We start from the raw sequence: 25,768 nt of genomic DNA on the forward strand, positions 1-25,768 counted from the left end.
GTCCCGGAGTGCTCGGAGGTGGGCGTGTCGTCGCGGGAGGTGTCGCTCATTCCGCCGTGGCCTCCGCCGCCGCTCGGGCCGCCGCCGGGAGGGCGTCGGCGATCCGCTGGATCGCCCGCTCGTCGTGGGCCGTGGACACGAACCAGGACTCGAACGACGAGGGCGGCAGATAGACGCCCTGCGCCAGCATCGAGTGGAAGAACGCGGTGTAGCGGAACGACTCCTGGCGCTTGGCGTCCTCGTAGGAGCGCACCTCGCGGTCGGTGAAGAAGACGGAGAACATGTTGGAGGCGTTCTGCAGCCGGTGCGCCACGCCCTCCTTGGCGAGGGCCTCCGTGGTCAGCGCCTGGACGGTCTTCGACACCCCGTCGATCGTGTCGTAGGCGGCCTCGTCGAGGAGCCGCAGCTGGGCGAGACCGGCGGCCGTGGCGACCGGGTTCCCGGACAGCGTGCCGGCCTGGTAGACGGGCCCGGCGGGGGCGAGGTGCGCCATCACGTCGGCCCGGCCGCCGAACGCGGCGGCGGGGAAACCGCCGCCCATGACCTTGCCGAAGGTCATCAGGTCGGGCTTGACCCCGTCCACGCCGTACCAGCCGGCGCGGCTGGTGCGGAAGCCGGTCATGACCTCGTCGGAGATGTACAGGGCGCCGTTCTTGCCGCAGGCGTCCTTCAGGCCCTGGTTGAAGCCGGGCCGCGGCGGGACCACGCCCATGTTGCCGGGCGAGGCCTCGGTGATGACGCAGGCGATCTCGCCGGGGTAGCGGTGGAACGCCTCGTGCACCGACTCCAGGTCGTTGTACGGCAGGACGATGGTGTCGCCGGCCTGGGCGCCCGTGACACCGGGCGTGTCCGGCAGGGCGAACGTGGCGACGCCCGATCCGGCGGCGGCGAGCAGCGAGTCGACGTGCCCGTGGTAGCAGCCGGCGAACTTGATCACCTTGGAGCGCCGGGTGAACCCGCGGGCGAGACGGATCGCCGACATGGTGGCCTCGGTGCCGCTGGAGACGAGCCGCACCTGCTCCAGGGGCTCGATCCGGGCGACCATCTCCTCGGCGAGCGCGACCTCGCCCTCACCGGGCGTGCCGAAGGAGGTGCCGCGGACGACGGCCTCCTGCACGGCGGCGATCACCTCGGGGTGGGAGTGCCCGAGGATCATCGGTCCCCAGGAGCAGACCAGGTCGACGTACTCGCGTCCGTCGGCGTCGGTCAGGTACGGGCCGCTGCCGGACACCATGAACCGGGGCGTACCGCCCACCGCGCGGAAGGCGCGCACCGGGGAGTTCACACCGCCGGGCGTCACGGCGGCCGCACGGTCGAACAGCGCCTGCGAGGCGGGCGCATCGTATGGATAGGGCGTTCCTGAAGAGGGCGCTTCGCTCATGACCTGCGACTACTCCGACCTTTTCCGACCTTCTGAGAGGGTCCGGGACTCCGGTTGCCTGTGACCTCCTCAGGGTAGGCCAGGGCCCACCGGCGGCCGCGAGCCGCCACCGGCGCCCGGGCCACCCTCCCCGACCCCTGTGTCCCTCCGTACCCCCTCGTCACCGATGGGTGATCTGCGAGACTGGGCGTGATACACACAGCTCATACGGGCGGTGGTGATCGGGGACCGGGTACATCTCGCGGACAGGTGTTTCGCCGCACGTTTCGGCGGGCGGCCGTGGGGGAGGTCACTGACACGATGATCGGGTTGCGCGGCGGGCGCCACGCGTCCTAGAACAGCAGTCGGGTGGAGATATGCATCGCGGTGGCGGACTGGGCGAGGGGACCGATGACCTGGGTCCTCGACGTGCCCGGCGGGGAAGGCACCGACGCGACGCGGAGGATTCGAACGAAGTACGCCAGGGACACGTTGTACCAGGTATGCCAGATGCGACGGGTGTACCGAGTGAGCACGAGCCGTTCGACCGGCGGATCGACAGCCGGGTCGACCGTCTGAGGGCGGGGAGCAGGAATGGTGGTCGGGTGGGGGTGACGTACAAGTACTTCGGCGCTCCGGACGGCGCGACCGCGGCCCGCGTCCCGATCTCGATGCGCCCCGAGGAACTCGGCGGCGACGAACTCGGCATGAACGGCATGTTCACCAAGATCAAGCCGGAGACCATGGCGGCCATGGTGCTGACGGGCATCGAAGGCGTGCCCCTGCACAAGGTGCCGCCCCTGGAGCTGGTCGTCCTCCACCCCGACTACGCCGTGGTCAAACTGCCGATGACGGTCGTCGACCCGCTGCGCGGCATAGGCGAGGAGGCGGTGGGCGCGGCGGCCTTCATCTGGTCCACGGTCCCGGACCGGGGCGGCCCCCGGGACGCGTTCAACGTGTACCAGCTGCTCCACGAGTGGCAGGACTTCTCACACCGGCTCCACGAGGCGGGGCATCAGCCGTATTGCCTGGTGTGGCCCTGAGCCGGGTCTCGTGGAGGCCGGGCGGGGTCTGCGGGCTTCGCCCCTTTCCGTGCCGGTAGGGGCCGTCAGGCGGTCCTCCCGACGTGCACGTCGTCCGAGACGCGGTCCTCCCGCCAGATGATGGCCGGCTGCGAGCCGTGCCCGGCCGCCGGCCACCCCCACGCCCGTGTGCCGCGTCACGACGCCGTCGTCACCGCGCCGTTGGTGTACTTCCTGCGCCAGACGAGCGCGACATGGACCAGGCCGATCAGCACCGGGACTTCGATCCGCGCGGTGGTGGGCTCGGTCGAGGTCACGGGCAGGCCCTCTTGTTCTCGGCGGCGGTGCGGGCGGAGGCGGCGAGTTCGGCGAACTGCTCGGACAGGCCGGCCAGGACCTCGGGCTTGAGCTTGTAGTAGGTGAAGCGGCCGCAGGGCTCGGTCTCGACGATCCCGGCCTCGCGCAGCACCTTCATGTGGTTGGAGAGGTTGGTCTGCCTGGCTCCGGTCTCCTCGACCAGGTGCGTCGTGCAGAGCGTCTCGCGCGCCAGGAGAGTCACGATCTTCAGGCGGAGCGGATCGCCCAGCACCCGGATCACATCAGCATCGGCTGAAGTCAGCATGCGCTGATACTGTCACATCACCGTTCGCTGATACCAGCGAGGGCTGAAGTCATGGGCGGCTGGGATCCGCCGTACGACGAAAGAGAACGATCATCATGGCCGACAAGCCGTCCGTCCTGTTCGTCTGCGTCCACAACGCCGGCCGCTCCCAGATGGCCGCCGCCTGGCTGACCCACCTGGCCGGCGACCGCGTCGAGGTCCGCTCCGCCGGCTCCGCCCCCGGCGACCAGGTCAATCCGGCCGCCGTCGAGGCCATGGCCGAGGTCGGCATCGACATCTCCGAGGAGACGCCGAAGATCCTCACCGTCGACGCGGTCCGCGCGTCGGACGTCTGCATCACCATGGGCTGCGGCGACACCTGCCCGGTCTTCCCCGGCAAGCGCTACCTGGACTGGGAGCTGGAGGACCCGGCCGGCCAGGGCGTCGAGGCCGTCCGCCCCATTCGTGACGAGATCAGGACCCTGGTCGAGGGTCTGATCGCCGAGATCGCCCCGGTGAAGCCGGAGGCGACGGCGTGAGCGAGGTACGCGAGGTCGTCGTCATCGGCTCCGCCCCCGCCTGATACACCGCCGCCCACCGCACCGCCCGCGCCCAGCTCAGGCCCCTGCCGATGGCCACCGCGCCTCACGACATGGCCGGGTGCCCCCGATCCCGGCGGACGGGCCGCACCTCACGGCAGCTGCCGGGAGACCCTCGCGTCGACCGGCCGCCCCGCCGTGAACCCGATCGCCGTGCCGCCGCCCTCCCGGTGGAAGGCGAACGGGGCGCCCCCGTGGGCGAGGGCCACCTCCCGCACGATCGACAGGCCCAGCCCCGAGCCCGGCAGGGACCGCGCGTCGGCGGCGCGGTAGAAGCGGTCGAAGACCCGGATCAGGTCGTCGTCGGCGATGCCCGGACCCCGGTCGAGGACCTCGACGCGCACCGTGCCGGGGCGGGCGGGTCCGGCGACGCCGATCTCGATGGGCGCGGTGCCGTCGCGGTCGAACTTCGCGGCGTTCTCGACGAGGTTGGTCAGGGCGCGCTGGAGCATGCCCGGCCGCCCGGTGAGGGTGGTGTCGCCGCAGGCGCGGACCTCGATCCGCCGTCCGGTGCGCCGCCGGGCGAGCACCGCGACGTCCTCGGCGATCTCCGCGAGGTCCACGCGCTGGGCCGGCTCGGTGTCGGACTGTCCGGCGGCCAGGTCGACCAGCTCGTTGACCAGGTCGGTCAGTTCGCGGGCCTCCTGGCCCAGGTCGGCGACCAGCTCCTCGCGGGCGCCGGGCGGCAGTTCGTCGATGCGGCGCAGCAGGGAGATGTTGGTGCGCAGGGAGGTGAGCGGGGTCCGCAGCTCGTGTCCCGCGTCCTGCACCAGGCGCCGCTGGTCCTCCTCCGACTGCGCGAGCCGGCCCAGCATGCGGTCGAAGGCCCGGCCCAGCCGGCCGACCTCGTCGTACCCGGTGACGGGGACCTGGATGCCGAGCCGGCGGGTGCGGGCGACGTCCTCGGCGGCGCCGGTGAGGACGACGAGCCGGCGGGTGATGCGCCGGGCCAGCCACCAGCCGAACAGCCCGGCGAGGACGACGATGGCCGCCATCAGCAGCAGGGTCCGCTGCTGGAGGGCCCGCAGCAGGTCCTCGGTGTCGCTGAACTCCTGGGCGATCTGCACGGCGCCCCGGCCACCGCCGAGCGCGACGGTGGCGACGCGGTAGACGTCGCTGCCGACGTCGACGTCCCGGTGCTGGATCATCCGCCCGGCGGTCGGAGCGGCCGCGACGCGCCGGTCGGCGGCCTCGACCGGCAGACCGGGGTTGCCGGGGTCGACGACGGCTCCGTCGGGTCCCAGCACCTGCACGTCGGTACGGGCGGGCCGCACCAGGTCGTGGCCGGGCGCGGAGGAGGAGAAGTCGCCCGGCGTCATCGCCCGCTGCCGCACCTCGCCCCGCAGGTCCTGCACGACCTCGTCGAAGACGCTCTCCTGGTCCACCCGCACCAGGCGGGCCGCCGCCGTGTAGGAGAGCAGGCCGACCAGCAGGGTGACGACGGCGGCGACGGCGGCGAAGGACACCGCGAAGGTGCCGCGCAGCGAGAGCAGTCCGGTGCGCCGGTGTCCGGTCAGCAGCCGTGCGAGCCGGCGGCGGGCCCGTCCGCGCACTCAGTCCTCCCGCAGCACGTAACCCACGCCGCGCACCGTGTGGATGAGCTGCGGGGCGCCGGGCTCGTCGAGCTTGCGGCGCAGGTAGCCGACGTAGACGGCGAGGTTCTTGGAGCCGGGGCCGAAGTCGTAGCCCCAGATCTTGTCGTAGATGGTGGCGTGGTCCAGGACGATGCCGGCGTTGCGCACGAGCAGTTCCAGCAGCTCGAACTCGGTGCGGGTCAGCTCCAGCTCGCGCTCGCCCCGCCAGGCCCGCCGCGCCTGCGGGTCCATCCGCAGCCCGGCGGCCTCGATGAGCCGCCCGGTGGCGCCGGCCGGGGCCGGCCGCGGCGCGTCGGCGGAGGCCCCGGCGCCGTTCGTCTCGCCGCTGCGGCGCAGCAGGGCGCGCAGCCGGGCGAAGACCTCCTCGACGTCGAAGGGCTTGACGACGTAGTCGTCGGCGCCCGCGTCCAGGCCGGCGATGCGGTCCTGGGTCTCCACGAGCGCCGTGAGCATGAGGATCGGCGTGTTGTCGCCCTCGGCGCGCAGCACCCGGCAGACCTGGAGGCCGTCGATGCCGGGCATCATCACGTCGAGGACGAGCACGTCCGGAGGGGTGCGGTGGGCCTGGGCCAGCGCCTCGACGCCGTCGGCGACCGCGGTGACCCGGTAGCCCTCCAGGGTCAGGGCGCGCTCCAGCGCGTTGCGGATGGCGCGGTCGTCTTCGGCGAGGAGCACAGTGTGGGCCACGCCTTCATAGTGCCAAGGCTCCGGGCCCGCGGGCGGCGAGGGGGCCCGTACGGTCACCCTTCTTACTGGGATCTCACGTCCGGGCCCCCGCCCTCAGCCTCCGGACCGGTCGGACACGGCCGCGAGCTGTTCGGCGAACGGCACCACCGTGAGGGCGTCCGGGGCCGGCCGCCGCGTTCCCGCCAGGCCCCGCATCAGCGCGGCCAGCTCGCCCGCCGCCCGCTCGACCCGTCCGTCCAGTCCTTCGGCGCCCCAGTCCTCGGAAGCGGCGTACACGCCGGTCGGGACGACGACGGCCCGCAGGTGGGCGAAGAGCGGGCGCAGCGCGTGATCCAGGACGAGCGAGTGCCGGGCGGTGCCGCCGGTGGCGGCGATCAGCACCGGCATTCCGGTGAGCGCGTCCTTGTCGATGACGTCGAAGAACGACTTGAACAGTCCGCTGTACGACGCGGAGAACACCGGGGTGACGACGATCAGTCCGTCCGCCGAGGTCACCGCGTCGATGGCGGCGGCCAGCCGGCGGCCCGGGAAGCCGTTGGTGAAGTTCTGCGCGATCTCGACGGCGAGTTCGCGCAGCTCGACGACCTCGACGTCCGCCTCGGCCTGCCGGCCGGCCGCGGCGGCCAGCCGGTCGGCCAGGAGACGGGTGGAGGAGGGGACGCTCAGTCCGGCGGACACGACGACGAGCCTCATGCGACGGTCACCTCTTCCGACGTCCGGCGGGCCAGCAGGGAGGAGTGGGTGGGCGCGTCCGGCACACCGGCCGGGCGCCGGGCGGCGAACTCCTTGCGCAGCACGGGGACGACCTCCTCGCCGAGCAGGTCGAGCTGCTCCAGCACGGTCTTCAGCGGCAGTCCGGCGTGGTCCATCAGGAACAGCTGGCGCTGGTAGTCGCCGGCGTAGTCGCGGAAGGCGAGCGTCTTCTCGATCACCTGCTGCGGGGAGCCGACGGTCAGCGGCGTCTGCTCGGTGAAGTCCTCCAGCGAGGGCCCGTGGCCGTACACCGGCGCGTTGTCGAAGTACGGGCGGAACTCGCGCACCGCGTCCTGGGAGTTCTTGCGCATGAACACCTGACCGCCGAGGCCGACGATGGCCTGCTCGGGCGTGCCGTGCCCGTAGTGGGCGTACCGGCTGCGGTACAGCTCGACCATCCGCTTGGTGTGGTCGGCGGGCCAGAAGATGTTGTTGTGGAAGAAGCCGTCGCCGTAGTAGGCGGCCTGCTCGGCGATCTCGGGCGAGCGGATGGAGCCGTGCCAGACGAAGGGCGGCACGCCGTCCAGCGGCCGGGGCGTGGAGGTGAAGCCCTGGAGCGGGCTGCGGAACTTGCCCTCCCAGTTCACCACGTCCTCGCGCCACAGCCGGTGCAGCAGGGCGTAGTTCTCGATGGCGAGGTTGATGCCCTGGCGGATGTCCTGGCCGAACCAGGGGTAGACCGGGCCGGTGTTGCCGCGCCCCATCATCAGGTCCATCCGGCCGTCGGCCAGGTGCTGGAGCATCGCGAAGTCCTCGGCGATCTTCACCGGGTCGTTGGTGGTGATGAGCGTGGTGGAGGTCGACAGGACCAGACGCTCGGTGCGGGCCGCGATGTAGCCGAGCATCGTGGTCGGCGACGACGGCACGAACGGCGGGTTGTGGTGCTCGCCGGTCGCGAAGACGTCCAGGCCGACCTCCTCCGCCTTCAGTGCGATGGCGACCATGGCCTTGATGCGGTCACGCTCGGTCGGCGTGCGGCCGGTCGTGGGGTCCGGCGTGACATCGCCGACGCTGAAGATCCCGAACTGCATGGTCGCTCACCCTCCAGGTTGTTTATGGTTCAACTATACCCGGAGAACGGCGGCCCCCTGGTGGACTATTCCCAGCGCGGATCCCGGCCCGTGCGCGCGAGCAGCCGCTCGAACGCGGTGGCCCCCTCGGGCGCCGGCACCGGCTCCCCGAAGACCCCCATCGCCCGCGCGGTCGGCTCCAGCGTCGCCACCGCCCCGTCCAGCTCCGCCAGAACGGCCGCGTCGCAGCCCGGGAAGTCCTGGCCCGTCGCCCGCGCCAGGTCCCAGGCGTGCACGGTGAGGTCCAGCAGCGCCATCGAGCCGACGAGGCGCGCGGGCATCCCCATCGCGCCCGTCGTCCCCTCCTCGGCACCCGGCGCCGACCAGACCGCGGCCGTCCGGCGGGCCTCGTCGGCCAGCCGCTCCCGCCACGCCGGCTCGGAACCGACCAGATCAGGGGTCTCCCCAAAGTCGGCCGCCTCCCGCACGGCCAGCCGCTGGAACTGGACGACCACCTGGAACAGATGGTTGACCAGCGCCTTCACGTCGTACTCGGCACACGGTGTGCGCGCGGCGAGCGCCCCGTCGGGCACGGCCCGCACCACCGGCACCGCCCGCTCGCACGCCCGGTCCAGCAGCTCACCGATGCCGTACGTCTCCACCCTGTTCGCGTCCATGCCCCGACCGTAGGGACACCGAGGGCCGCCCCTCTTGAACAAACGCGACGTACGATCCGGCCATGGAGGCACCCCGCCACGACACCCGGGGGATCGTCGACCCGTCCGGACTGCTCAGCCGTGTGCGGTTCCGGCGTCACGCGCCCGCCGAGCCGCTGCGCCGCTACGTCGAGTGGTACTGGCTGATCGACTGGGACCTGCCCGGGCCGTATGCCTCCCACGTCGTCCCGCACCCGTCCGTCAACCTCACCTTCCAGTGGGACGAGGACGAGGGCGCGCCCTACGCCGAGCTCACCGGCGTCGCGCTCGGCCTCTACACCCGCAAGCTGACCGGCCGGGGCCGGGTCTGCGGGGTGAAGTTCCGGCCCGGCGGCTTCCGGCCCCACGCCCCCGGGGAGCCGGTGTCCCGCTGGACGGGCCGCGTCCTCGCCGCCGCGGAGGTCTTCCCCGGCGCCACCGGCGACACCGCCCGCACCGTCGTCGGCCCCGTGCGGGACGAGGACCGGGTGGCCGCCCTCGACGCCTTCCTCCTCGCCCTCCCCCGCGTCCCGGACCCCCGGGCCGACCTCGCCGTCGACCTGGCCGCACGGGTCCGCGCCGACCGCTCGATCCGCCGCGTCGCCGATCTCGCGCGCGACCACGGGCTGTCGGTGCGCGCCCTGCAACGGCTCTTCTCCGCGTACGTGGGCGTCAGCCCCAAGTGGTGCATCCTGCGCTACCGCATCCACGACGCCCTCGAACACGCCGGCACCCGCGCCGGCGTCGACTGGGCCGCACTCGCCCACGAGCTCGGCTACGCCGACCAGGCCCATCTGGTGCGGGACTTCACGGCGACGGTGGGAGTCCCGCCGACGGCGTACGCCCGCGCGGAGCACCAGGACGGCTAGAAGGCGTACGCGTCGCCCGTCTCCAGCACCAGCACCCGCTGCCCGGAGCCCGCCCGGTCGCCGTCCGCCACGGTGGCGAACTCCAGCCGCACCTCGGGCGTCACCTGCCGCAGCCGCACCCGCAGCACGACCGGCTCCCCCACGCCGTCCGCCTCCAGCGCCCCGACCCGGCACACCACGGCCCGCTCCTCCGCCCGCGCGCACGTGGGCGGCAGCGTCTGACGGTCCGCCGGCGGCTCCGACCAGCGGATGCGCACCACCGACTCCGGGACCCCGCCGAGCCGTGGTGGTGCGGGGTGAACCGCACACCGACCAGACCGCCGGAGAGCACGGCCGAGCCGTGATAGGCGACCTCCGCGGCGACACCCCGCGGCGCGCCCGGCGCCGGAGCCGTCCCGCCGGCCGCGGCCAGGACCGCCGTCGCGCCCACCGCGACACCGCGCGTCCACCACGTCATGTCCGCTCCTTCCACCGAGGTCGAAGCGATGTATCCCCCGCGCCCCGGCCGGCAGGCGTCCAACAGGTGACGTGGGGGCCGCGCGGCGGCATGCCAAGCTGGCGGTCATGCTCATCCTTCGCTCCGTCGCCCTGTTCGTGCTCGCCGCACTGTTCGAGATCGGCGGCGCCTGGCTGGTGTGGCAGGGCGTACGGGGACACCGGGGCCTGCTCTGGACCGGCGCGGGCGTCCTGGCCCTCGGCGCCTACGGCTTCGTCGCCACCTTCCAGCCCGACGGGCACTTCGGCCGCGTCCTCGCCGCGTACGGCGGGATCTTCGTCGCCGGCTCGCTGGCCTGGGGCATGGTCGCGGACGGCTACCGCCCGGACCGCTGGGACGTCACGGGCGCCCTGGTCTGCCTGACCGGCATGGCCGTGATCATGTGGGCCCCGCGGGGGCAGTAGGGCCGCGACACCGCCGGTCCCCGCCCGCCTATCCTGGCCGGACAGTCTTTCGAGGCCGGCAACCCGTCCGCGTACGCCCGAGGAGCAGTCCATGGCCACCGCCGCACCGTCCGCCGCCTCCCGCATCGCCGTCGTCACCGGTGCGAGCAGCGGGATCGGAGCCGCCACGGCACGGCAGCTCGCCGCCGCCGGCTACCGCGTGGTCCTCACCGCCCGCCGCAAGGACCGGATCGAGGCGCTGGCCGAGGAGATCACCGCGGCCGGCCACTCCGCCACCGCCTACCCGCTGGACGTCACGGACCGCGCGGCCGTGGACGAGTTCGCGACCGCGTTCCGCACGGTCGGCGTCCTCGTCAACAACGCGGGCGGAGCCCTCGGCGCCGACCCGGTGGCCACCGGCGACCCGGACGACTGGCGCACGATGTACGAGACGAACGTCATCGGCACCCTGAACCTCACCCAGGCGCTTCTCCCCCGGCTGGAGGCGAGCGGCGACGGCACCGTGGTGGTCGTCTCCTCCACCGCAGGCCACGCCACGTACGAGGGCGGCGCCGGGTACGTCGCCGCCAAGCACGGCGCCCACGTCCTGGCGGAGACCCTGCGCCTGGAGATCGTCGGCAGGCCGGTGCGGGTCGTCGAGGTGGCCCCCGGCATGGTCAGGACCGAGGAGTTCGCGCTGACCCGCTTCGGCGGCGACGCCGAGAGGGCCGCGAAGGTCTACGAGGGCGTGGCCGAGCCGCTGACCGCCGACGACGTCGCCGACACGATCACCTGGGCGGTCACCCGCCCGAGCCACGTGAACATCGACCTGCTGGTGGTCCGCCCGCGGGCCCAGGCCTCCAACACCAAGGTGCACAGAGAGCCCCGGTGAGCCCCGCGGGGTTCGTCAGCGTCTACGCGGTGACCCGCGCGCCCGAGCGGGACCGGGGCGCGGCCGGCCGGTCACCCCTTGACGCAGACGACCTGCTTCAGCTTCGCCACGACCTCCACCAGGTCCCGCTGCTGGTCGATGACCTGCTCGATGGGCTTGTAGGCGCCCGGGATCTCGTCCACGACACCGGAGTCCTTGCGGCACTCCACGCCCCGCGTCTGCTCCTCCAGGTCCTTCGTCGAGAACCGCTTCTTCGCTGCGGTACGGCTCATGCGCCGACCGGCCCCGTGCGAGGCCGAGTTGAAGGACAGCGCGTTCCCCAGGCCCTTCACGATGTACGAGCCCGTCCCCATGGAGCCGGGGATGATGCCGTACTCGCCGGAGCCGGCCCGGATCGCTCCCTTTCGGGTCACGAGCAGGTCCATGCCGTCGTAGCGCTCCTCGGCCACGTAGTTGTGGTGGGCGCTGATCTCGGGCTCGAAGGCCGGCTTGGCCTTCTTGAACTCCTTGCGGACGACGTCCTTCAGCAGGGCCATCATGATCGTGCGGTTGTACTTGGCGTACTCCTGCGCCCAGAACAGGTCGTTGCGGTACGCCGCCATCTGCGGGGTGTCCGCGACGAAGACGGCGAGGTCGCGGTCGACCAGGCCCTGGTTGTGCGGGAGCCTCTGGGCGACGCCGATGTGGAACTCGGCGAGCTCCTTGCCGATGTTCCGCGAACCGGAGTGCAGCATCAGCCACACGGAACCGGTCGTGTCGGTGCAGACTTCGACGAAGTGGTTCCCCGACCCGAGCGTGCCCATCTGCTTGGTGGCCCGCTCCTCGCGGAACTTCACCGCCTCGGTGACCGTGCCGAACCGCTGCCAGAAGGAGTCCCACCCGGACGTGCCGAAGCCGTGCAGCCGCGCCGGGTCGACGGGGCTGTCGTGCATGCCCCGGCCCACCGGGATCGCCTGCTCGATCTTCGACCGCAGCCGCGACAGGTCCCCCGGCAGGTCGTTCACCGTCAGGGACGTCTTGACCGCCGACATCCCGCAGCCGATGTCCACGCCGACCGCCGCGGGACACACGGCCCCGCGCATCGCGATGACGGACCCGACCGTGGCGCCCTTGCCGTAGTGCACGTCCGGCATCACGGCGAGGCCCTTGATCCACGGCAGCGTCGCGACGTTCCGCAACTGCTGGAGGGCGGACTCCTCGACCGACGCCGGGTCGGTCCACATACGGATGGGGACCTTCGCACCCGGCATCTCTACATACGACATCTCGCCCTCAACCCCCTGGAAAATACATACAAGTCTGAAAGAGCAAAACTGGCGCCAAGGTCGGCGAAAAAGGACAGCGGACCGGCGTTCACAGCAGTGCGTGCGATACACATTGTCTGCCGAGGGCGCCCCCGCGCGGCAAGCGATTAACCAGCGGGGACACTGAGGGACCGGCGAACACACCGGCCACACCGCACCGTCGAGAGGAGCCTCACCGTGCAGCGGAAGGCGTACGTATCCGGCGTCGCCGCGCTCCTCGCGGTGCTGCTGGCCGGCTGCACCGGTGGCTCCGGCGAGGGCGGCCCCACCGACGACTCCAACCCCGGCGACTCCGGTACGGCGAACGTGACGGCCGAGCCCGGCCGGTACCGCAATCTGCCCGAGCCCTGCGGCACGGTCGCCGAGGACACCCTCGCCGAGTTGCTGCCCGGCGTACGGGAGATGACGGACGAGAAGCGCCGGGAGAAGGCGTACGAGGGCACCCCGACCCTCACCTTCGACACGGACCGCAAGGTCGGCTGCCGCTGGAAGGTGGAGTCGGCGCTGGCCACCGACCACCTCTTCGTCAACTTCGAGCGCGTGGTGGCCTATGACGCCGCGACCAGCGACGAGAGCGAGGCGGAGCGGCTGTTCGCGAAGCAGCGGGACGCCGCGGACCTGCCCGAGCCGGTGAGCACCGTCACGCCGAGCGCCGAGGTGACCGGCTCCTCCTCGCCGTCGCCGTCCGGCTCTTCCTCGCACGTCCCCTCGTCGCCGTCTTCGGCGTCCTCCTCTCCTTCCACCTCCGCGTCCGGGGGCACCTCGTCCGAACTCCAGCCGCGCGTCCTGGAGGATCTCGGGGACGAGGCGTTCCTCGACGACGCGCTCAACACGTCCGGTTCGACGGCCCAGCAGCGCAAGGTGACTGTGGCGTTCCGCACGTCCAACGTGATCGTCACGGTCGAGTACGAGGAGCAGCCGATGACCGTCGGCGCCGTGCCCGACAGCGAGGAAATGCAGGACAGGGCCCAGAAACTGGCCGCGCAACTGGCCGACGCGCTGGGCGACTAGCGCCGTCCGCCCACCCCTTCACCCCCTCCCGCGACGTAACCGAAACGAGACCACACACCTTCTTCACCGCGTACCGTGGCCCCTCGGACCCGATCCGACCGCAGGAACCACGAGTGGCAGTCATGAGTGAAGGAACCATGCAGCGAGCAGCGATGCGAGATCAGCTTGACCGGCGTGACCAGCGTGAGCAGTGGGCGAAGGGTCTGCGCCGGGCCCTTGTCTGCGCCGCGGCCGTCCCGGTGATGCTGGTCGCCGCCGGCTGCTCCTCGGACTCCGGTTCCGGCGACAAGGCGGCCGAGGGCGGCGACGGCGGGGCGAAGTCCTCGGCGCCGGCGTCCGCGAGCGCGTCGCCGACCGTGCAGGCCGCCGCGTACAAGGCGCTCCCCGAGGCGTGCAAGGTGCTGTCGGGGAAGACGCTGGACGACCTGGTGCCCAAGGCCAAGTCCGGCAAGAAGGGCTCCTCCGACGACACGTCGACGCGCGGCTCCTGCTCCTGGAGCAGCCTCGACAACAACGGGGTGAAGGGCTCGCAGTTCCGCTGGCTCAACGTCTCCCTGCTGCGCTTCGAGTCGGACGCCTCGCGGGGCGCGGGCGACAAGCTGGCGCAGGAGTACTACCGGGCCCAGGCGCAGGACGCCCGGTCGGTGACCGGCGCGAAGAACACCAAGTCGGAGCCGCTGCGCGGAGTGGGCGACGAGGCGACGGCGGTCCGCTACGACCTGAAGAAGAAGGAAGGGTCCTTCAAGCAGGAGACGGTCGTCGCCCGCACCGAGAACGTCGTGGTCACCGTCGACTACAACGGCGCCGGTCTGGCCGGTGAGAAGGCGCCGAACGCCGACACCCTGAACAAGCTGGCGCAGAAGGCGCTCAAGGAGGCCGTGGCCGCGGTCGCGAAGGCCAACGGCGCCGGCGGTGACGCGGGCACGCCGAGCAGCGCCCCTTCGAAGCCGGCGTCGAAGTCTCCCTCGCCCGGCCCGTCCAAGGACGCGTCGCGCTCCCCTTCCCCGTCAGCGTCGAAGAAGAGCTGACTGTCACACCCCGCCCACCGCTGTGTCACAACACGCAGCTCAGCGGGGGATGTTGACCGGGCCCGGTTCCCCTCGGGGACCGGGCTCGTGCCGGTCCGGGGGCACGGGCACCGTTCGGATGTGCCACTCTGTTGCGCGCAACAACACGCATGGGGAGGGGAGTACGAGTGGCCGGGCCACCGCAGCTGACTCGGATGCACCGCGTTCTCATCGGCGTGGTCGTCTTCGGCGCCGTGATCATCGCCGGTATCGGCTTCGCCGGTTCGTACGCGGCCGTCCGCGAGCTGGCCATCCAGAAGGGCTTCGGGAACTTCAGTTATGTGTTCCCGATCGGCATCGACGCGGGCATCTGCGTCCTGCTGGCCCTGGATCTGCTGCTGACGTGGATCCGCATCCCCTTCCCGCTGCTGCGCCAGACGGCCTGGCTGCTGACGGCCGCCACGATCGCCTTCAACGGCGCGGCGGCCTGGCCGGATCCGCTGGGCGTGGGCATGCACGCCGTCATCCCGATCCTGTTCGTGGTGTCGGTCGAGGCGGCGCGGCACGCGATCGGCCGTATAGCCGACATCACCGCCGACAAGCACATGGAGGGCGTCCGCCTGACCCGGTGGCTGCTCTCGCCGGTGCCGACGTTCCTGCTGTGGCGCCGTATGAAGCTGTGGGAGCTGCGCTCCTACGAGCAGGTGATCAAGCTGGAGCAGGAGCGGCTGGTCTACCAGGCGCGGCTGCGCTCGCGCTTCGGCCGGGCCTGGCGCCGCAAGGCTCCGGTGGAGTCCCTGATGCCGCTGCGGCTGGCGCGGTACGGCGTCCCGCTGGCCGAGACCGCCCCGGCGGGCCTGGCGGCGGCGGGCATCGAGCCGGCGCTGCTGCCCCCGGCGCCCCAGCAGGCGCTGGACGCGGTGCCCGCGGCGGCCGGTCCGGCGGCCCTGGGCGGCGCGGAGGGCTCCCGTGCCGCGGTGGCCGCCTCCCTCCCCCGGCAGGCGGGCCCGGTGGACCAGCGGTTCCCGCACCCTGCGGGGCCCCCGGAGCCGGAGCCGGAGTACGTGCAGGACTGGTTCAACACGCCCCGGCAGGTCGAGTACCACGGCGGCTACGACGCCCAGTACGACCCCCAGGGGCACCTGGAGGACTGGTACGCGGAGCAGCAGCGGGCCGACCAGTACCGCGATCAGTACGAGGAGGAGCCCCCGCTTCAGGAGCCCTCCCCGGAGGACACCGGCACGTTCCCGATCCCGGTGACCGCGGGCCGTACCCGGCAGCTCGGCGAGGGGGGCGGCACGCCGGCTCCCGAGCCGTCGGAGGAGGACTACTACCAGGTCTTCCGGGAGTCGATCAAGGGCGGGAACGGGGCGCCGACCCCGCGCGGGTTCATCGCCGACGTCGAGGCCACGTACGGCATCAGGCTGGACGAGGCGGACGTCAAGCGCATGATGAACCGGTTCTCCAACCGGCTCAACGCGGAGCTGACGGACGAGCACATCGCCTGAGCCGCCGACCGGAACCGGCACACGGACACGGAAGAGGGGCCCTCGGGATCGAGGGCCCCTCTTCCGTGTCCGGTCAGGCGCCGAGCAGGTGCCGCACCCGCTCCTGGCCCACCGCCAGCAGGAGCGTGGGCAGCCGCGGCCCGGTGTCCCGGCCCACCAGCAGGTGGTAGAGCAGGGCGAAGAACGACCGCTGGGCCGTCTTGATCTCGGGCGGCAGTTCCTTGGGCGTGGCGTCCGCGGAGAAGCCGGCCTGCACCTTGGGCACGCCGTACACGAGGTGGCTCAGCCCGTCGAGCGACCAGTGCTCGGCGAGCCCGTCGAGCAGGAGCCGCAGCGACTGCCGGGACGCCTCGTCGAGGGACTTCAGCAGTTCGGCGTCGGGCTCGTCGCGCACGATGGTCCGCTGGTCGGCGGGTACGTGCGAGTTGATCCAGGCCTCGGCCTTGTCGTAGCGCGGTCGGGCCTCGTCCAGGTCGGCCAGCGGGTTCTGCGGGTCGAGCTCGGAGAGGATGCGCAGCGCCTGGTCCTGGTGCCCGGCGGTGATGTCCGCGACCGACGCGAGCGTGCGGTACGGCAGCGGGCGCGGTGTGCGGGGCAGCTCACCGGCGGCCGTGCCCATGGCCCGGGAGTGCGCCGCGACGTCGGCGGGCAGCGCGGTGCCGTCGGCGACCTTGGCGTCGAGCTTGTCCCACTCGTCGTAGAGCCGCTGGATCTCCTGGTCGAAGGCGATCTTGAACGACTGGTTGGGGCGGCGGCGGGCGTACAGCCAGCGCAGCAGCTGCGGTTCCATGATCTTCAGCGCGTCGGCCGGGGTGGGCACCCCGCCCTTGGACGACGACATCTTCGCCATGCCGCTGATGCCGACGAAGGCGTACATCGGGCCGATCGGCTGCTCGCCGCCGAAGATGCCGACGATCTGCCCGCCGACCTGGAACGACGAACCCGGCGAGGAGTGGTCGACGCCGCTCGGCTCGAAGATCACGCCCTCGTAGGCCCAGCGCATGGGCCAGTCGACCTTCCAGACCAGCTTGCCGCGGTTGAACTCCTCGAGCCGCACGGTCTCCGCGAAGCCGCACGCGTCGCACGTGTACGACAGCTCGGTGGTGTCGTCGTCGTAGGAGGTGACGGTGGTGAGGTCCTTCTCGCAGTTGCCGCAGTACGGCTTGTACGGGAAGTACCCGGCGGAGCCGGAGCTGCCGTCGTCCTCGGCCGCGGCGCCGGAGCCCTCTGCGGCCTCCAGCTCGGCCTCGTCGACCGGCTTCTGCTGCTTCTTCGCCGGCGCCTTCTTGGTGCGGTACTGGGCGAGGATCGCGTCGATGTCACCGCGGTGCTTCATGGCGTGCAGGATCTGCTCGCGGTAGACGCCCGAGGTGTACTGCTTCGTCTGGCTGATCCCGTCGAACTCCACGCCCAGCTCGGCCAGCGCCTCGGTCATCGCGGCCTTGAAGTGCTCCGCCCAGTTCGGGTACGGCGAGCCCTTCGGGGCCGGGACGGAGGTCAGCGGCTTGCCGATGTGCTCGGACCACGACCCGTCCACACCGGGGACGCCGTCCGGGACCTTGCGGTAGCGGTCGTAGTCGTCCCAGGAGATCAGGTGCCGGACCTCGCGGCCGCGGCGCCGGATCTCGTCGGCGACCAGGTGCGGGGTCATGACCTCGCGCAGGTTGCCCAGGTGGATGGGGCCGGAGGGGGAGAGACCGGACGCGACGACGACCGGTTTGCCCGGGGCCCGACGCTCCGACTCCTCGATGACCTCATCCGCGAAACGGGAGACCCAGTCGGTGGTCTCGGTGCTCTGAGCCACGATCGGCACGTCCTTCTTTCTCCACAGGGCAGCCGCGCGGTCCACGGCCGACATGTCATTCTCCCAGACGGTCTCGCGCTCGAGAAAACGGCTTTACCACCCATGGGATACTGGCCGGGTCTATCCGTCCCACGAGGAGAACGGCACCCCATCCCATGGCCTCGGTCACGCCCCTCAGCGCTTCTGTCGAGCAGCAGCTCACGTCCGCCCTCTCGGCCACCCTGCCGGAGGCGACCGACGTCGACCCGCTGCTCCGACGCAGCGACCGGGCGGACTACCAGGCGAACGGCATCCTCGCCCTCGCCAAGAAGGCCAGGTCCAACCCGAGGGAGCTGGCCACCCAGGTCGTGGCGGGCATCACCACCGGTGACGTGATCCAGGACGTCGAGGTCTCCGGCCCCGGCTTCCTCAACATCACGCTCGCGGACCGGGCCATCGTCGAGAACCTGGCCGCGCGGTACGCCGACGGCGACCGGCTCGGCGTGGCGCCCAAGGCCGAGCCCGGGATCACGGTGATCGACTACGCCCAGCCGAACGTGGCCAAGGAGATGCACGTCGGCCACCTGCGCTCCGCGGTGATCGGCGACGCCCTGCGGGGCATGCTCGACTTCACCGGCGAGAAGACGATCGGCCGGCACCACATCGGCGACTGGGGCACCCAGTTCGGCATGCTCATCCAGTACCTGCTGGAGCACCCGGGCGAGCTGGCGCCGGCCTCCGAGGTCGACGGCGAGCAGGCCATGTCGAACCTGAACCGGGTCTACAAGGCGTCGCGGGCGCTGTTCGACACGGACGAGGAGTTCAAGGAGCGGGCCCGCAAGCGGGTCGTCGCCCTGCAGTCGGGCGACAAGGAGACCCTCGAGCTGTGGCAGCAGTTCGTGGACGAGTCGAAGGTCTACTTCTACTCGGTCTTCGAGAAGCTCGACATGGAGATCCGCGACGACGAGATCGTCGGCGAGTCCGCGTACAACGACGGCATGCCGGAGACGGCCCGCCTCCTGGAGGAGATGGGTGTCGCGGTGCGCTCGGAGGGCGCGCTCGTCGTGTTCTTCGACGACATCCGGGGCAAGGACGACCAGCCGGTCCCGCTGATCGTGCAGAAGGCCGACGGCGGCTTCGGCTACGCGGCCTCCGACCTGACGGCCATCCGCAACCGGGTCCAGGACCTGCACGCGACCACGCTGCTGTACGTGGTGGACGTCCGTCAGTCGCTGCACTTCAAGATGGTCTTCGAGACGGCCCGCCGGGCCGGCTGGCTGGGCGACGACGTCACCGCGCACAACATGGGCTACGGCACCGTGCTCGGCGCGGACGGCAAGCCGTTCAAGACGCGTGAGGGCGAGACCGTACGGCTGGAGGACCTGCTGGACGAGGCGGTGCAGCGGGCCGCCGAGGTCGTCCGGGAGAAGGCGCAGGACCTCACCGAGGACGAGATCCAGGAGCGGGCCGCGCAGGTCGGCATCGGCGCGGTGAAGTACGCCGACCTGTCCACGTCCCCCAGCCGGGACTACAAGTTCGACCTGGACCAGATGGTGTCGCTGAACGGCGACACGTCCGTCTACCTCCAGTACGCGTACGCCCGGATCCAGTCGATCCTGCGCAAGGCCGGTGACGTCCGGCCGGCCGCGCACCCCGAGCTGGAGCTGCACGCGGCGGAGCGGGCGCTGGGCCTGCACCTGGACGCCTTCGGGGACACGGTCTTCGAGGCGGCGGCGGAGTACGCCCCGCACAAGGTGGCCGCGTACCTGTACCAGCTGGCGTCGCTGTACACGACGTTCTACGACAAGTGCCCGGTGCTGAAGGCCGAGACGTCCGCGCAGGTGGAGAACCGCCTGTTCCTGTGCGACCTGACGGCCCGCACCCTGACCAAGGGCATGTCCCTGCTGGGCATCCGGACGCCCGAGCGCCTCTGAGCCCGGCGCACGCACGCAGGCGCACGGCCCGTCCTCTCCGTCGTGGGAGAGGACGGGCCGTGTCCATGAGGGGCCGGACGGCTAGCGGCTGTTGGCGAAGGTCTTGAAGGCCGCCCTGGTGCCGGACCCGGCGATCCCGTCGATCGCGCCGGTGTAGCCCCAGTGCTGGAGCAGCCGCTGGAGCGCCTTGATGGTGCCCGACCCGACGATGCCGTCGATCGCGCCCGTGTAGCCCCAGTACTCCTTGAGGCAGCGCTGGAACGCCTTCCAGCTGTTGGTGCCGAGCTCTCCGTCGATCGCCCCGGTGTAGCCCCAGTACTCCTTGAGCCAGCCCTGGACCTTCTTCGCCTCGGCCGTGCTCAGTCCGAGGTTGTTCACCGCGAGGACGCCGGCGTCGGCGCTCACCGCCGGCTGGGTGTCCGGCGCCGCGAAGCTCGTCCCGGCGGTCGCGAGGCTGCCGGCGGCGAGGCCGACGACGGCGGTGACGCTGACGAGGGTCCTGGTCCAGACATTCGGTCGCATACGTGTCCCTCTCGATCTCGGTCAAGTGGCGGCCGGTGCCGCCTGGCTGGCGAAACGAGCCTGGTGCCTGCCCGGAGCCGGTGCCACGACCACCGCGGAAGTGACGTCGTCGCGGGACGTCCCGCCCGTCGACCTGCGAGGACGCGGCTCTCCGCGACGTCACGGCGGGACGCCCGCGGCCGGGCGGTGGCCGAATCCCCACCGCTGCCGGAACCTGCCTCCGGTGCGGGCCGTGGTTGCTGATGCAGAATGCCACGGGGGGCGCGTGGGCCACTGACCACGGACCGCGGGCCCGCACCGTGAACGCGAATGGGGGGAACATGTCGCGTTGGGCAGCGCTGCCCGCGGAACTGGATCCGCGTGTACGGCAGTTCGTGGTGTGTACGCGCCGTATGAAGGACCACAGCGGGCTGAGTCTGCGGCAGCTCGCGGCGCGGACCGGGTACAGCCAGAAGTCCTGGGAGCGGTATCTGGGGGGCCGGTCGCTGCCGCCCGGGGACGCCGTCGAAGCGCTGGCCCGGGCCGTGGGGGAGGATCCGACGCGGCTGCTCGCGCTGCACGAGGTGGCGGCGCAGGCGTGGCGCACCGGACGCGCCGAACCGCCCGACCCGGAACCGCTGGTGGCCCCGGACGCCGCCGACGGCCAGCGCCCGCCCGGCCGTTCACTGCGGGTCGCCCTGGTGGCGGGGGCCGTGGCGCTGGTGCTGGCGCTCTCCACGGCCGTGCTGCTCGTCGTCCGGCTGAGCGGCGGTGAGCGGGCCGAACCGCTTGCGACCCTGGTGGCGACCGACGTTCCGTCGTCGACGCCGGTCTCGCCCACGGCACCGCTCTACACCTGCCGCCTCGAACGGGTCGACGGCCGCTGGTACGCGGGCCTCAGCCGCACCCGGGGCGCGATCCTGGCCCAGGGCGACGCGGGGCCGGACGTCGCCGAGGCCCAGTGCCTGCTGCGCCGGGCCGGTCTCGCGCCGGGCGCAGTCGACGGGATCTTCGGGCCGGTGACGCGGCGCGCGGTGCGGGACCTGCAGCGGCGGGACGGTCTCGTGGTGGACGGCATCGTCGGGCCGCACACCTGGAAGGCGCTGCGGGGATGACGGCGCCGTCGCCGTCGCCGGGACGGGCCCGGCTCGCGGACGTACTGCGGGAGCTGAAGGACCGCACCGGGCTGAGCCTGGCCGGACTCGCCGCCAGGACCACGTTCAGCAAATCCTCCTGGGACCGCTACCTCAACGGCCGGACGCTCCCGCCGCGCGACGCGGTGCGGGAGCTGTGCCGTCTCGCCGGGGAACCGGAGGGGCGCTGCCTGGCGCTGTGGGAGATCGCCGAGTCGGAGGGCAGCGGCCGGGCGGCGGAGCGTGCGGGACCCGTGACCCGGCCGGCACCCCCCGCGACCCCGCCGGAGACCGCGCCCACCGGGGGACGCCACCCGGCGCCGGAATACTCCGCGCACCGCCGGGCGACGCTCGCCGCGGTGCTGGCCTCGGTGTCCGCCGTGATCGTCGGCGCCCTCGCCGCGGTGGTCCTCCTCCTGCCGGGCCGCGACGGCGGGCCGGGGGCCGCGCTGTCGCCGCCCCCGTCCGCGACGGGACCGCGCTGCCGGGGCGCGGTCTGCGAGGGCAAGAGCCCGATGCACATGAAGTGCGCGGCCGCGCCGCAGACCCTCGCCGCGTACCGGACGGCGACCGGAGCCTGGCTGGAGCTGCGCTACAGCCATGAGTGCGGGACGAGTTGGGCCCGGATGTGGGGGACGCGGATCGGCGACCGGCTGGAGATGTCGGCGGCCCCGCGCGCCGGGGCGGCGGGCGGCCGGGTGCGCGGCGTGCGCATCGAGGACGGCGTCGACGCGGACTCGTACGTCTACACGCCCATGACCGCGGCCGCGCCGGGCAGCGTCGTCCGCGCCTGCTTCGACCCGGCCGCCGGCGGCGGCGAGGAGTGCTTCGACAGCCGCATCGCGCGGTGAGTTGTCAGTGCCGCCCCCTACAGTCACCGGCATGGCGACTCTTCCCAACCCGCTGCCGAAGCTCATGAGCGACCCCACCGGGGCAGCTCTCGGTCTCCGACTCCCGCCCGGGCGGCTCGTCGACGCCACTCAGCAGGGCACCTGGCACGAACCGCTGCTGTGGCTCGCGGACGCGCCGGCCGCGCCCGGCGACTGGGCGGAGCTGGCCCCGGCCCGGCGGTCCGCCGGACTGCTGCCGGTCGTGGTCGGCGCGGGCGGCGGACAGGGCGGCCCGGAGCACTGGGAGCTGGCGCCCGACGCGATGTCGTACCCGGGGGACCACGACGCCGACGAGGTGCTGGCCGACCTGTGGGAGGAGTACGCCGCCGGGGAGACCGGCCAGGAGTGGCCCGGCCTGGCCGAGGCCACCGCCGCCGAGCCCGGCCCCGACTCGCCGCAGGACCCGGACGCGGTGGCGATGACCCTCGTGGACGAGCTGGTGGACGGCGGCGGCCTGCTGGAGGAGCCCCGGCTGGCCCTCGTCCCGGCCCGCCGCAGCGCGGACATCCCGGCGGCGATCGGCTGGTCGGGCCCGGTGAACCACGAGGGCGACACCGCGCGCCTGTGCGCGGTGCTCCGCTCCTGGGAGGACCGCTTCGGCGTACGGGTGGTGGCGCTGGGCTTCGACCACCTGCTCGTCTCCGTCGCGGCGCCGCCGGTCACCCTGGCCGAGGCGGAGGCCGTCGCCGCCGAGCACTTCGCGTTCTGCCCGGACAACATCCTGCAGAGCGGCGACCCCGCCGTGCGCGCCTACGCCGAGACCCGCGTGCTCGGTCAGCCGGCCTGGCACTTCTGGTGGGACTGACCCCCGCCCGCCCGTCCTAGGGCCTTTCGTTTGGATCATCCCGGCGTCGCGGGGCCTGGCACGCCCATCTGCGGCGTTGTCGTCACTCGCCGACGCTCCGCGTCGGCTCCCTCCTCCGCCTTGCAGTTGCACGCACCAGACCCCGCTCGGGCACGTCACCATGTCCCGTCGGCCACAGCCGGGCTGATCCAAACGAAAGGCCCTAGGAGAGCAGCCCCTCCCCCAGCCGCCGCAGCCCCTCCGCGATCTCCTCCGGTGTCTGCGTCACGAAGCACAGCCGCAGCGTGGACCGCTCCGGCTCACCGGCGTAGAAGGGCGCGCCGGGGACGTAGGCGACGTCGTGCCGCACCACCCGGGGCAGCAGCGCGGTGGTGTCGTACGAGGCGGGCAGCCGGACCCAGACGAACATGCCGCCCTCGGGCCGCTGCCAGACCGAGCCCTCCGGGAGCGCGCCCGGCAGCCCGGCCAGCAGGGCGTCGCGGCGGACGCGGTAGATCTCGCGGACCTCGGCCACATGGGCGTCGAGGCCGGGCAGGCAGCGGGCGGCGACGAGCTGGTTGACGGTCGGGGTGTGCAGGTCGGCGGCCTGCTTGGCGACCGCGCACGCCCTGCGCAGCGCGGCCGGGGCGCGCAGCCAGCCCAGCCGCAGCCCCGGCGCCATCACCTTGGAGAAGGAGCCGAGCAGCGCGGTGCGGTCCTCCGCGCCTGGGAAGGAGGCGATCCAGGGCACGCACTCGCCCTCGTACCGCAGTTCGCCGTACGGGTCGTCCTCGACGATCCACAGCCCGCGCCGGGCGGCGGCCCGGGCGACGGCGGCCCGGCGGTCGGCGGGCAGGGTCCGGCCGGTCGGGTTCTGGAAGGTGGGCACGGTGTAGAAGAGCTTGGGCCGCTCCCGGGCGACGAGTTCCTCCAGCGCGTCGGGGTCGACGCCGTCCGCGTCGCCGGGCACGGCCACGATCCGCGCCCCGGCGAGCCCGAACGCCTGAAGTGCCGCCAGATAGCAGGGTTCTTCGACGAGCACGGTGTCGCCGGGTTCCAGCAGGGCGGTCGCCAGGAGGGACAGGCCCTGCTGGGAGCCGGTCGTCACGAGGACGTCGTCGGCGTCCGTGGTCAGACCCTGGGCCGTCGTCCGGGCGGCGAGCCCGGCCCGCAGACCCGGCTCGCCCTCGGTCGTGGAGTACTGGAGCGCCCGCGCGGGTGTCTCCGTCAGCACGGCCTGGAAGGCGGCGGCGATGGCCTGACGGTCGAACGACTCGGGCGCGGGCAGGCCACCCGCGAAGTTGATGACCTCGGGGCGTGCGGTGACGGCGAGGATGTCCCGGACGGGCGATCCGCCGACGGCGGTGGTCCGCGCCGCGAGCGGCGGTACGGCCGCCGGGGTGCGGAGGGCTGCGGGCACGGGCTCGGCGACGGTCATCGGACGGCTCCTTCGGCTGCGGCGGGGTGCGCTTCCTGCCCCGAAGCCTAGAGATCCATATGCCCTCTACAACGACCTTTCCGCGATGCGGACAGCGCCGCCCGGCCGTCCCACACCCGTCCCCCGGCCCACCGCATCGGCGCAGGTCAGCGGCGTGCGGTGACCTCAGGCGTCCCAGATCCCCCGCACGGGGTGGCGACCGGCCCGGGTGATCGAGCAGGCTGGGCACGATCCCAACCCGCACTCATGGAAAGGGCCGCCTCATGTCCGCTCACCCGTCACGCTTCCGCGCCCGGCTGACCGCCGCCACGCTGGTGGTGGTCGCCGCCCTCGCGCTCACCGCGTGCGAGGACGGCAAGGGCCTGCGCGACGAGGGCCCGTCGGGAGCGGCGGCCGACAGCGGGAGCGGGCCGTCGAAGGGCGCCGCTACGAACGGCCGAGCTTCTGCGCGACCTCCGTCGCCCAGTAGGTGAGGATGTTCCGCGCGCCCGCGCGCCGGATGCCGGTCAGCGACTCGAGGATGGCCCGGTCGCGGTCGATCCAGCCCTTCTCGGCGGCGGCCTCGATCATCGAGTACTCGCCGGAGATCTGGTACGCGGCCACCGGCACGTCCACCGCGTCGGCGACCTGCGCCAGGATGTCGAGGTAGGGTCCGGCCGGCTTGACCATCACCATGTCGGCGCCCTCCTCCAGGTCGAGGGCCAGCTCGCGCAGCGACTCCCGGGCGTTCGCCGGGTCCTGCTGGTAGGTCTTGCGGTCGCCCTTGAGGGACGAGCCGACGGCCTCCCGGAAGGGGCCGTAGAACGCGGAGGCGTACTTGACGGTGTAGGCGAGGATCGCGACGTCCTCGCGCCCGATCTGGTCGAGCGCGTCGCGGATGACGCCGATCTGCCCGTCCATCATGCCGCTGGGCCCGACGACGTGGGCGCCGGCGTCGGCCTGGACCTGCGCCATCTCGGCGTACCGCTCCAGCGTCGCGTCGTTGTCGACTCGGCCCTCGGCGTCGAGGACACCGCAGTGCCCATGGTCGGTGGTCTCGTCCAGGCACAGGTCGGACATGACGAGCAGGTCGTCGCCGACCTCGGCCCGCACGTCCCGCAGGGCGACCTGGAGGATGCCGTCCGGATCGGTGCCCGCCGTGCCGACGGCGTCCTTCTTGCTCTCCTCCGGCACGCCGAACAGCATGATCCCGGAGATGCCGGCCGCGACGGCCTCCGCGGCGGCCTTCTTCAGGCTGTCCCGTGTGTGCTGGACGACGCCCGGCATGGCCTCGATCGGCACCGGTTCGCTGACGCCCTCGCGCACGAAGGCCGGGAGGATGAGGTCGGCGGGGTGCAGCCTGGTCTCGGCGACCATGCGCCGCATGGCGGGGGTGGTCCGCAGACGCCGCGGCCGAGTACCGGGGAAGGATCCGTACGTCGTCATCCCTCTACGCTACGCCCGCCCCACGGGTGCCTTTGCCGACGCAGAGTCGGCCCCGCGGGCCCCGTTGTCAGTCCCGGCCCATACCGTG

25 protein-coding genes are annotated in these 25,768 nt (G+C 72.5%); 12 read left to right on the forward strand and 13 right to left on the reverse strand.

What is annotated here, in order from left to right; genetic code table 11:
• Window positions 1-46 precede the first annotated feature (46 nt).
• On the reverse strand, window positions 47-1,381 hold the full coding sequence (gene hemL, locus ABZ899_RS22000) for a glutamate-1-semialdehyde 2,1-aminomutase (protein WP_361348619.1): 1,335 nt from the start codon (window positions 1,379-1,381) through the stop codon (window positions 47-49).
• A gap of 584 nt (window positions 1,382-1,965) precedes the next feature.
• Between hemL and ABZ899_RS22005 the strand changes: the two genes are divergently transcribed.
• The gene (locus tag ABZ899_RS22005) at window positions 1,966-2,403 is read left to right on the forward strand and encodes a hypothetical protein (protein ID WP_003974483.1); all 438 of its coding nucleotides are present in this window, start codon (window positions 1,966-1,968) and stop codon (window positions 2,401-2,403) included.
• Between the two features lie 292 nt (window positions 2,404-2,695).
• Here ABZ899_RS22005 and ABZ899_RS22010 read toward each other — a convergent pair whose 3' ends face one another.
• The gene (locus tag ABZ899_RS22010; RefSeq protein ID WP_361348622.1) at window positions 2,696-3,004 is read right to left on the reverse strand and encodes a metalloregulator ArsR/SmtB family transcription factor; all 309 of its coding nucleotides are present in this window, start codon (window positions 3,002-3,004) and stop codon (window positions 2,696-2,698) included.
• Between the two features lie 95 nt (window positions 3,005-3,099).
• Between ABZ899_RS22010 and ABZ899_RS22015 the strand changes: the two genes are divergently transcribed.
• Window positions 3,100-3,522, forward strand: coding sequence for an arsenate reductase ArsC (locus tag ABZ899_RS22015; protein ID WP_361348625.1), 423 nt, complete (start codon window positions 3,100-3,102; stop codon window positions 3,520-3,522).
• Window positions 3,523-3,674: 152 nt separating this feature from the next.
• Here the strand turns inward: ABZ899_RS22015 and ABZ899_RS22020 are convergent, their stop codons facing one another.
• The 5 genes from ABZ899_RS22020 to ABZ899_RS22040 form a co-directional block, all read right to left on the reverse strand.
• Window positions 3,675-5,135, reverse strand: coding sequence for a HAMP domain-containing sensor histidine kinase (locus ABZ899_RS22020; RefSeq protein ID WP_361348628.1), 1,461 nt, complete (start codon window positions 5,133-5,135; stop codon window positions 3,675-3,677).
• Entirely contained in the window at window positions 5,136-5,864 is a 729-nt protein-coding gene (locus ABZ899_RS22025; protein WP_361348631.1) for a response regulator transcription factor, read from the reverse strand.
• Window positions 5,865-5,957: 93 nt separating this feature from the next.
• Window positions 5,958-6,557 (reverse strand): CE1759 family FMN reductase, encoded by a 600-nt coding sequence (locus tag ABZ899_RS22030; RefSeq protein ID WP_361348634.1) that lies wholly within the window; start codon window positions 6,555-6,557, stop codon window positions 5,958-5,960.
• The gene (locus ABZ899_RS22035) at window positions 6,554-7,648 is read right to left on the reverse strand and encodes an LLM class flavin-dependent oxidoreductase (RefSeq protein WP_361348637.1); all 1,095 of its coding nucleotides are present in this window, start codon (window positions 7,646-7,648) and stop codon (window positions 6,554-6,556) included. Before ABZ899_RS22035 ends, ABZ899_RS22030 begins: the two co-directional genes overlap by 4 nt.
• 65 nt (window positions 7,649-7,713) lie before the next feature.
• The gene (locus ABZ899_RS22040) at window positions 7,714-8,304 is read right to left on the reverse strand and encodes a TIGR03086 family metal-binding protein (RefSeq protein ID WP_361348640.1); all 591 of its coding nucleotides are present in this window, start codon (window positions 8,302-8,304) and stop codon (window positions 7,714-7,716) included.
• Window positions 8,305-8,366: 62 nt separating this feature from the next.
• Between ABZ899_RS22040 and ABZ899_RS22045 the strand changes: the two genes are divergently transcribed.
• Window positions 8,367-9,191, forward strand: coding sequence for a helix-turn-helix domain-containing protein (locus ABZ899_RS22045; RefSeq protein WP_361348643.1), 825 nt, complete (start codon window positions 8,367-8,369; stop codon window positions 9,189-9,191).
• Here ABZ899_RS22045 and ABZ899_RS22050 read toward each other — a convergent pair.
• Window positions 9,188-9,448, reverse strand: coding sequence for a hypothetical protein (locus ABZ899_RS22050; protein WP_361348646.1), 261 nt, complete (start codon window positions 9,446-9,448; stop codon window positions 9,188-9,190). The two genes, ABZ899_RS22045 and ABZ899_RS22050, sit on opposite strands and share 4 nt — an antisense overlap.
• Before the next feature lie 307 nt (window positions 9,449-9,755).
• Here ABZ899_RS22050 and ABZ899_RS22055 point away from each other — a divergent pair, with 307 nt between their 5' ends.
• Both ABZ899_RS22055 and ABZ899_RS22060 read left to right on the forward strand, forming a co-directional pair.
• Complete coding sequence (locus tag ABZ899_RS22055) at window positions 9,756-10,091, forward strand: YnfA family protein (RefSeq protein WP_361348648.1); 336 nt, start codon at window positions 9,756-9,758, stop codon at window positions 10,089-10,091.
• A gap of 91 nt (window positions 10,092-10,182) precedes the next feature.
• Window positions 10,183-10,962 carry an SDR family NAD(P)-dependent oxidoreductase gene (locus ABZ899_RS22060; RefSeq protein ID WP_361348651.1) on the forward strand — a complete coding sequence of 260 codons (780 nt, stop codon included), beginning with the start codon at window positions 10,183-10,185 and terminating at the stop codon, window positions 10,960-10,962.
• Window positions 10,963-11,033: 71 nt separating this feature from the next.
• Here the strand turns inward: ABZ899_RS22060 and ABZ899_RS22065 are convergent, their stop codons facing one another.
• A complete protein-coding gene (locus ABZ899_RS22065; RefSeq protein ID WP_361348654.1) occupies window positions 11,034-12,227 on the reverse strand; it encodes an RtcB family protein in 1,194 nt (397 codons plus the stop codon).
• Between the two features lie 216 nt (window positions 12,228-12,443).
• Between ABZ899_RS22065 and ABZ899_RS22070 the strand changes: the two genes are divergently transcribed.
• From ABZ899_RS22070 to ABZ899_RS22080, 3 genes are all read left to right on the forward strand, one after another.
• Window positions 12,444-13,277 (forward strand): DUF3558 domain-containing protein, encoded by an 834-nt coding sequence (locus ABZ899_RS22070; RefSeq protein ID WP_361348656.1) that lies wholly within the window; start codon window positions 12,444-12,446, stop codon window positions 13,275-13,277.
• Window positions 13,278-13,414: 137 nt separating this feature from the next.
• On the forward strand, window positions 13,415-14,305 hold the full coding sequence (locus tag ABZ899_RS22075) for a DUF3558 family protein (RefSeq protein ID WP_361348659.1): 891 nt from the start codon (window positions 13,415-13,417) through the stop codon (window positions 14,303-14,305).
• A gap of 167 nt (window positions 14,306-14,472) precedes the next feature.
• A complete protein-coding gene (locus ABZ899_RS22080; protein WP_361348661.1) occupies window positions 14,473-15,792 on the forward strand; it encodes a DUF2637 domain-containing protein in 1,320 nt (439 codons plus the stop codon).
• Between the two features lie 73 nt (window positions 15,793-15,865).
• Here the strand turns inward: ABZ899_RS22080 and lysS are convergent, their stop codons facing one another.
• The gene (lysS, locus tag ABZ899_RS22085) at window positions 15,866-17,605 is read right to left on the reverse strand and encodes a lysine--tRNA ligase (protein ID WP_361348742.1); all 1,740 of its coding nucleotides are present in this window, start codon (window positions 17,603-17,605) and stop codon (window positions 15,866-15,868) included.
• A gap of 146 nt (window positions 17,606-17,751) precedes the next feature.
• Here lysS and argS point away from each other — a divergent pair, with 146 nt between their 5' ends.
• Window positions 17,752-19,509: an arginine--tRNA ligase gene (gene argS / locus ABZ899_RS22090; protein WP_361348664.1), complete on the forward strand. Its 1,758-nt coding sequence runs from the start codon at window positions 17,752-17,754 to the stop codon at window positions 19,507-19,509.
• Between the two features lie 81 nt (window positions 19,510-19,590).
• Here the strand turns inward: argS and ABZ899_RS22095 are convergent, their stop codons facing one another.
• Window positions 19,591-20,031, reverse strand: a complete 441-nt coding sequence (locus tag ABZ899_RS22095; RefSeq protein ID WP_361348667.1) for a peptidoglycan-binding domain-containing protein — start codon at window positions 20,029-20,031, stop codon at window positions 19,591-19,593.
• 392 nt (window positions 20,032-20,423) lie between these two features.
• On the opposite strand from ABZ899_RS22095, the gene ABZ899_RS22100 reads away from it, so the two are divergent.
• The 3 genes from ABZ899_RS22100 to ABZ899_RS22110 are packed head-to-tail and all read left to right on the forward strand — an operon-like array spanning window position 20,424 to window position 22,838.
• Entirely contained in the window at window positions 20,424-21,125 is a 702-nt protein-coding gene (locus tag ABZ899_RS22100; protein ID WP_361348670.1) for a peptidoglycan-binding protein, read from the forward strand.
• Window positions 21,122-21,994: a DUF2690 domain-containing protein gene (locus ABZ899_RS22105; RefSeq protein WP_361348673.1), complete on the forward strand. Its 873-nt coding sequence runs from the start codon at window positions 21,122-21,124 to the stop codon at window positions 21,992-21,994. The genes ABZ899_RS22100 and ABZ899_RS22105 overlap by 4 nt, the downstream gene beginning before the upstream one ends.
• Before the next feature lie 31 nt (window positions 21,995-22,025).
• Window positions 22,026-22,838, forward strand: coding sequence for a DUF4253 domain-containing protein (locus tag ABZ899_RS22110; RefSeq protein WP_361348676.1), 813 nt, complete (start codon window positions 22,026-22,028; stop codon window positions 22,836-22,838).
• Window positions 22,839-23,040: 202 nt separating this feature from the next.
• On the opposite strand, the gene ABZ899_RS22115 is transcribed toward ABZ899_RS22110, so the two are convergent.
• Together ABZ899_RS22115 and hemB are read right to left on the reverse strand one after the other, a co-directional pair.
• The gene (locus ABZ899_RS22115; protein ID WP_361348678.1) at window positions 23,041-24,255 is read right to left on the reverse strand and encodes a PLP-dependent aminotransferase family protein; all 1,215 of its coding nucleotides are present in this window, start codon (window positions 24,253-24,255) and stop codon (window positions 23,041-23,043) included.
• A 426-nt stretch (window positions 24,256-24,681) separates the two neighbouring features.
• Complete coding sequence (gene hemB / locus ABZ899_RS22120; RefSeq protein WP_361348681.1) at window positions 24,682-25,680, reverse strand: porphobilinogen synthase; 999 nt, start codon at window positions 25,678-25,680, stop codon at window positions 24,682-24,684.
• Window positions 25,681-25,768 lie beyond the last annotated feature (88 nt).

The organism is Streptomyces sp. NPDC046859 (assembly GCF_040645135.1).
Taxonomy (GTDB): Bacteria; Actinomycetota; Actinomycetes; order Streptomycetales; family Streptomycetaceae; genus Streptomyces.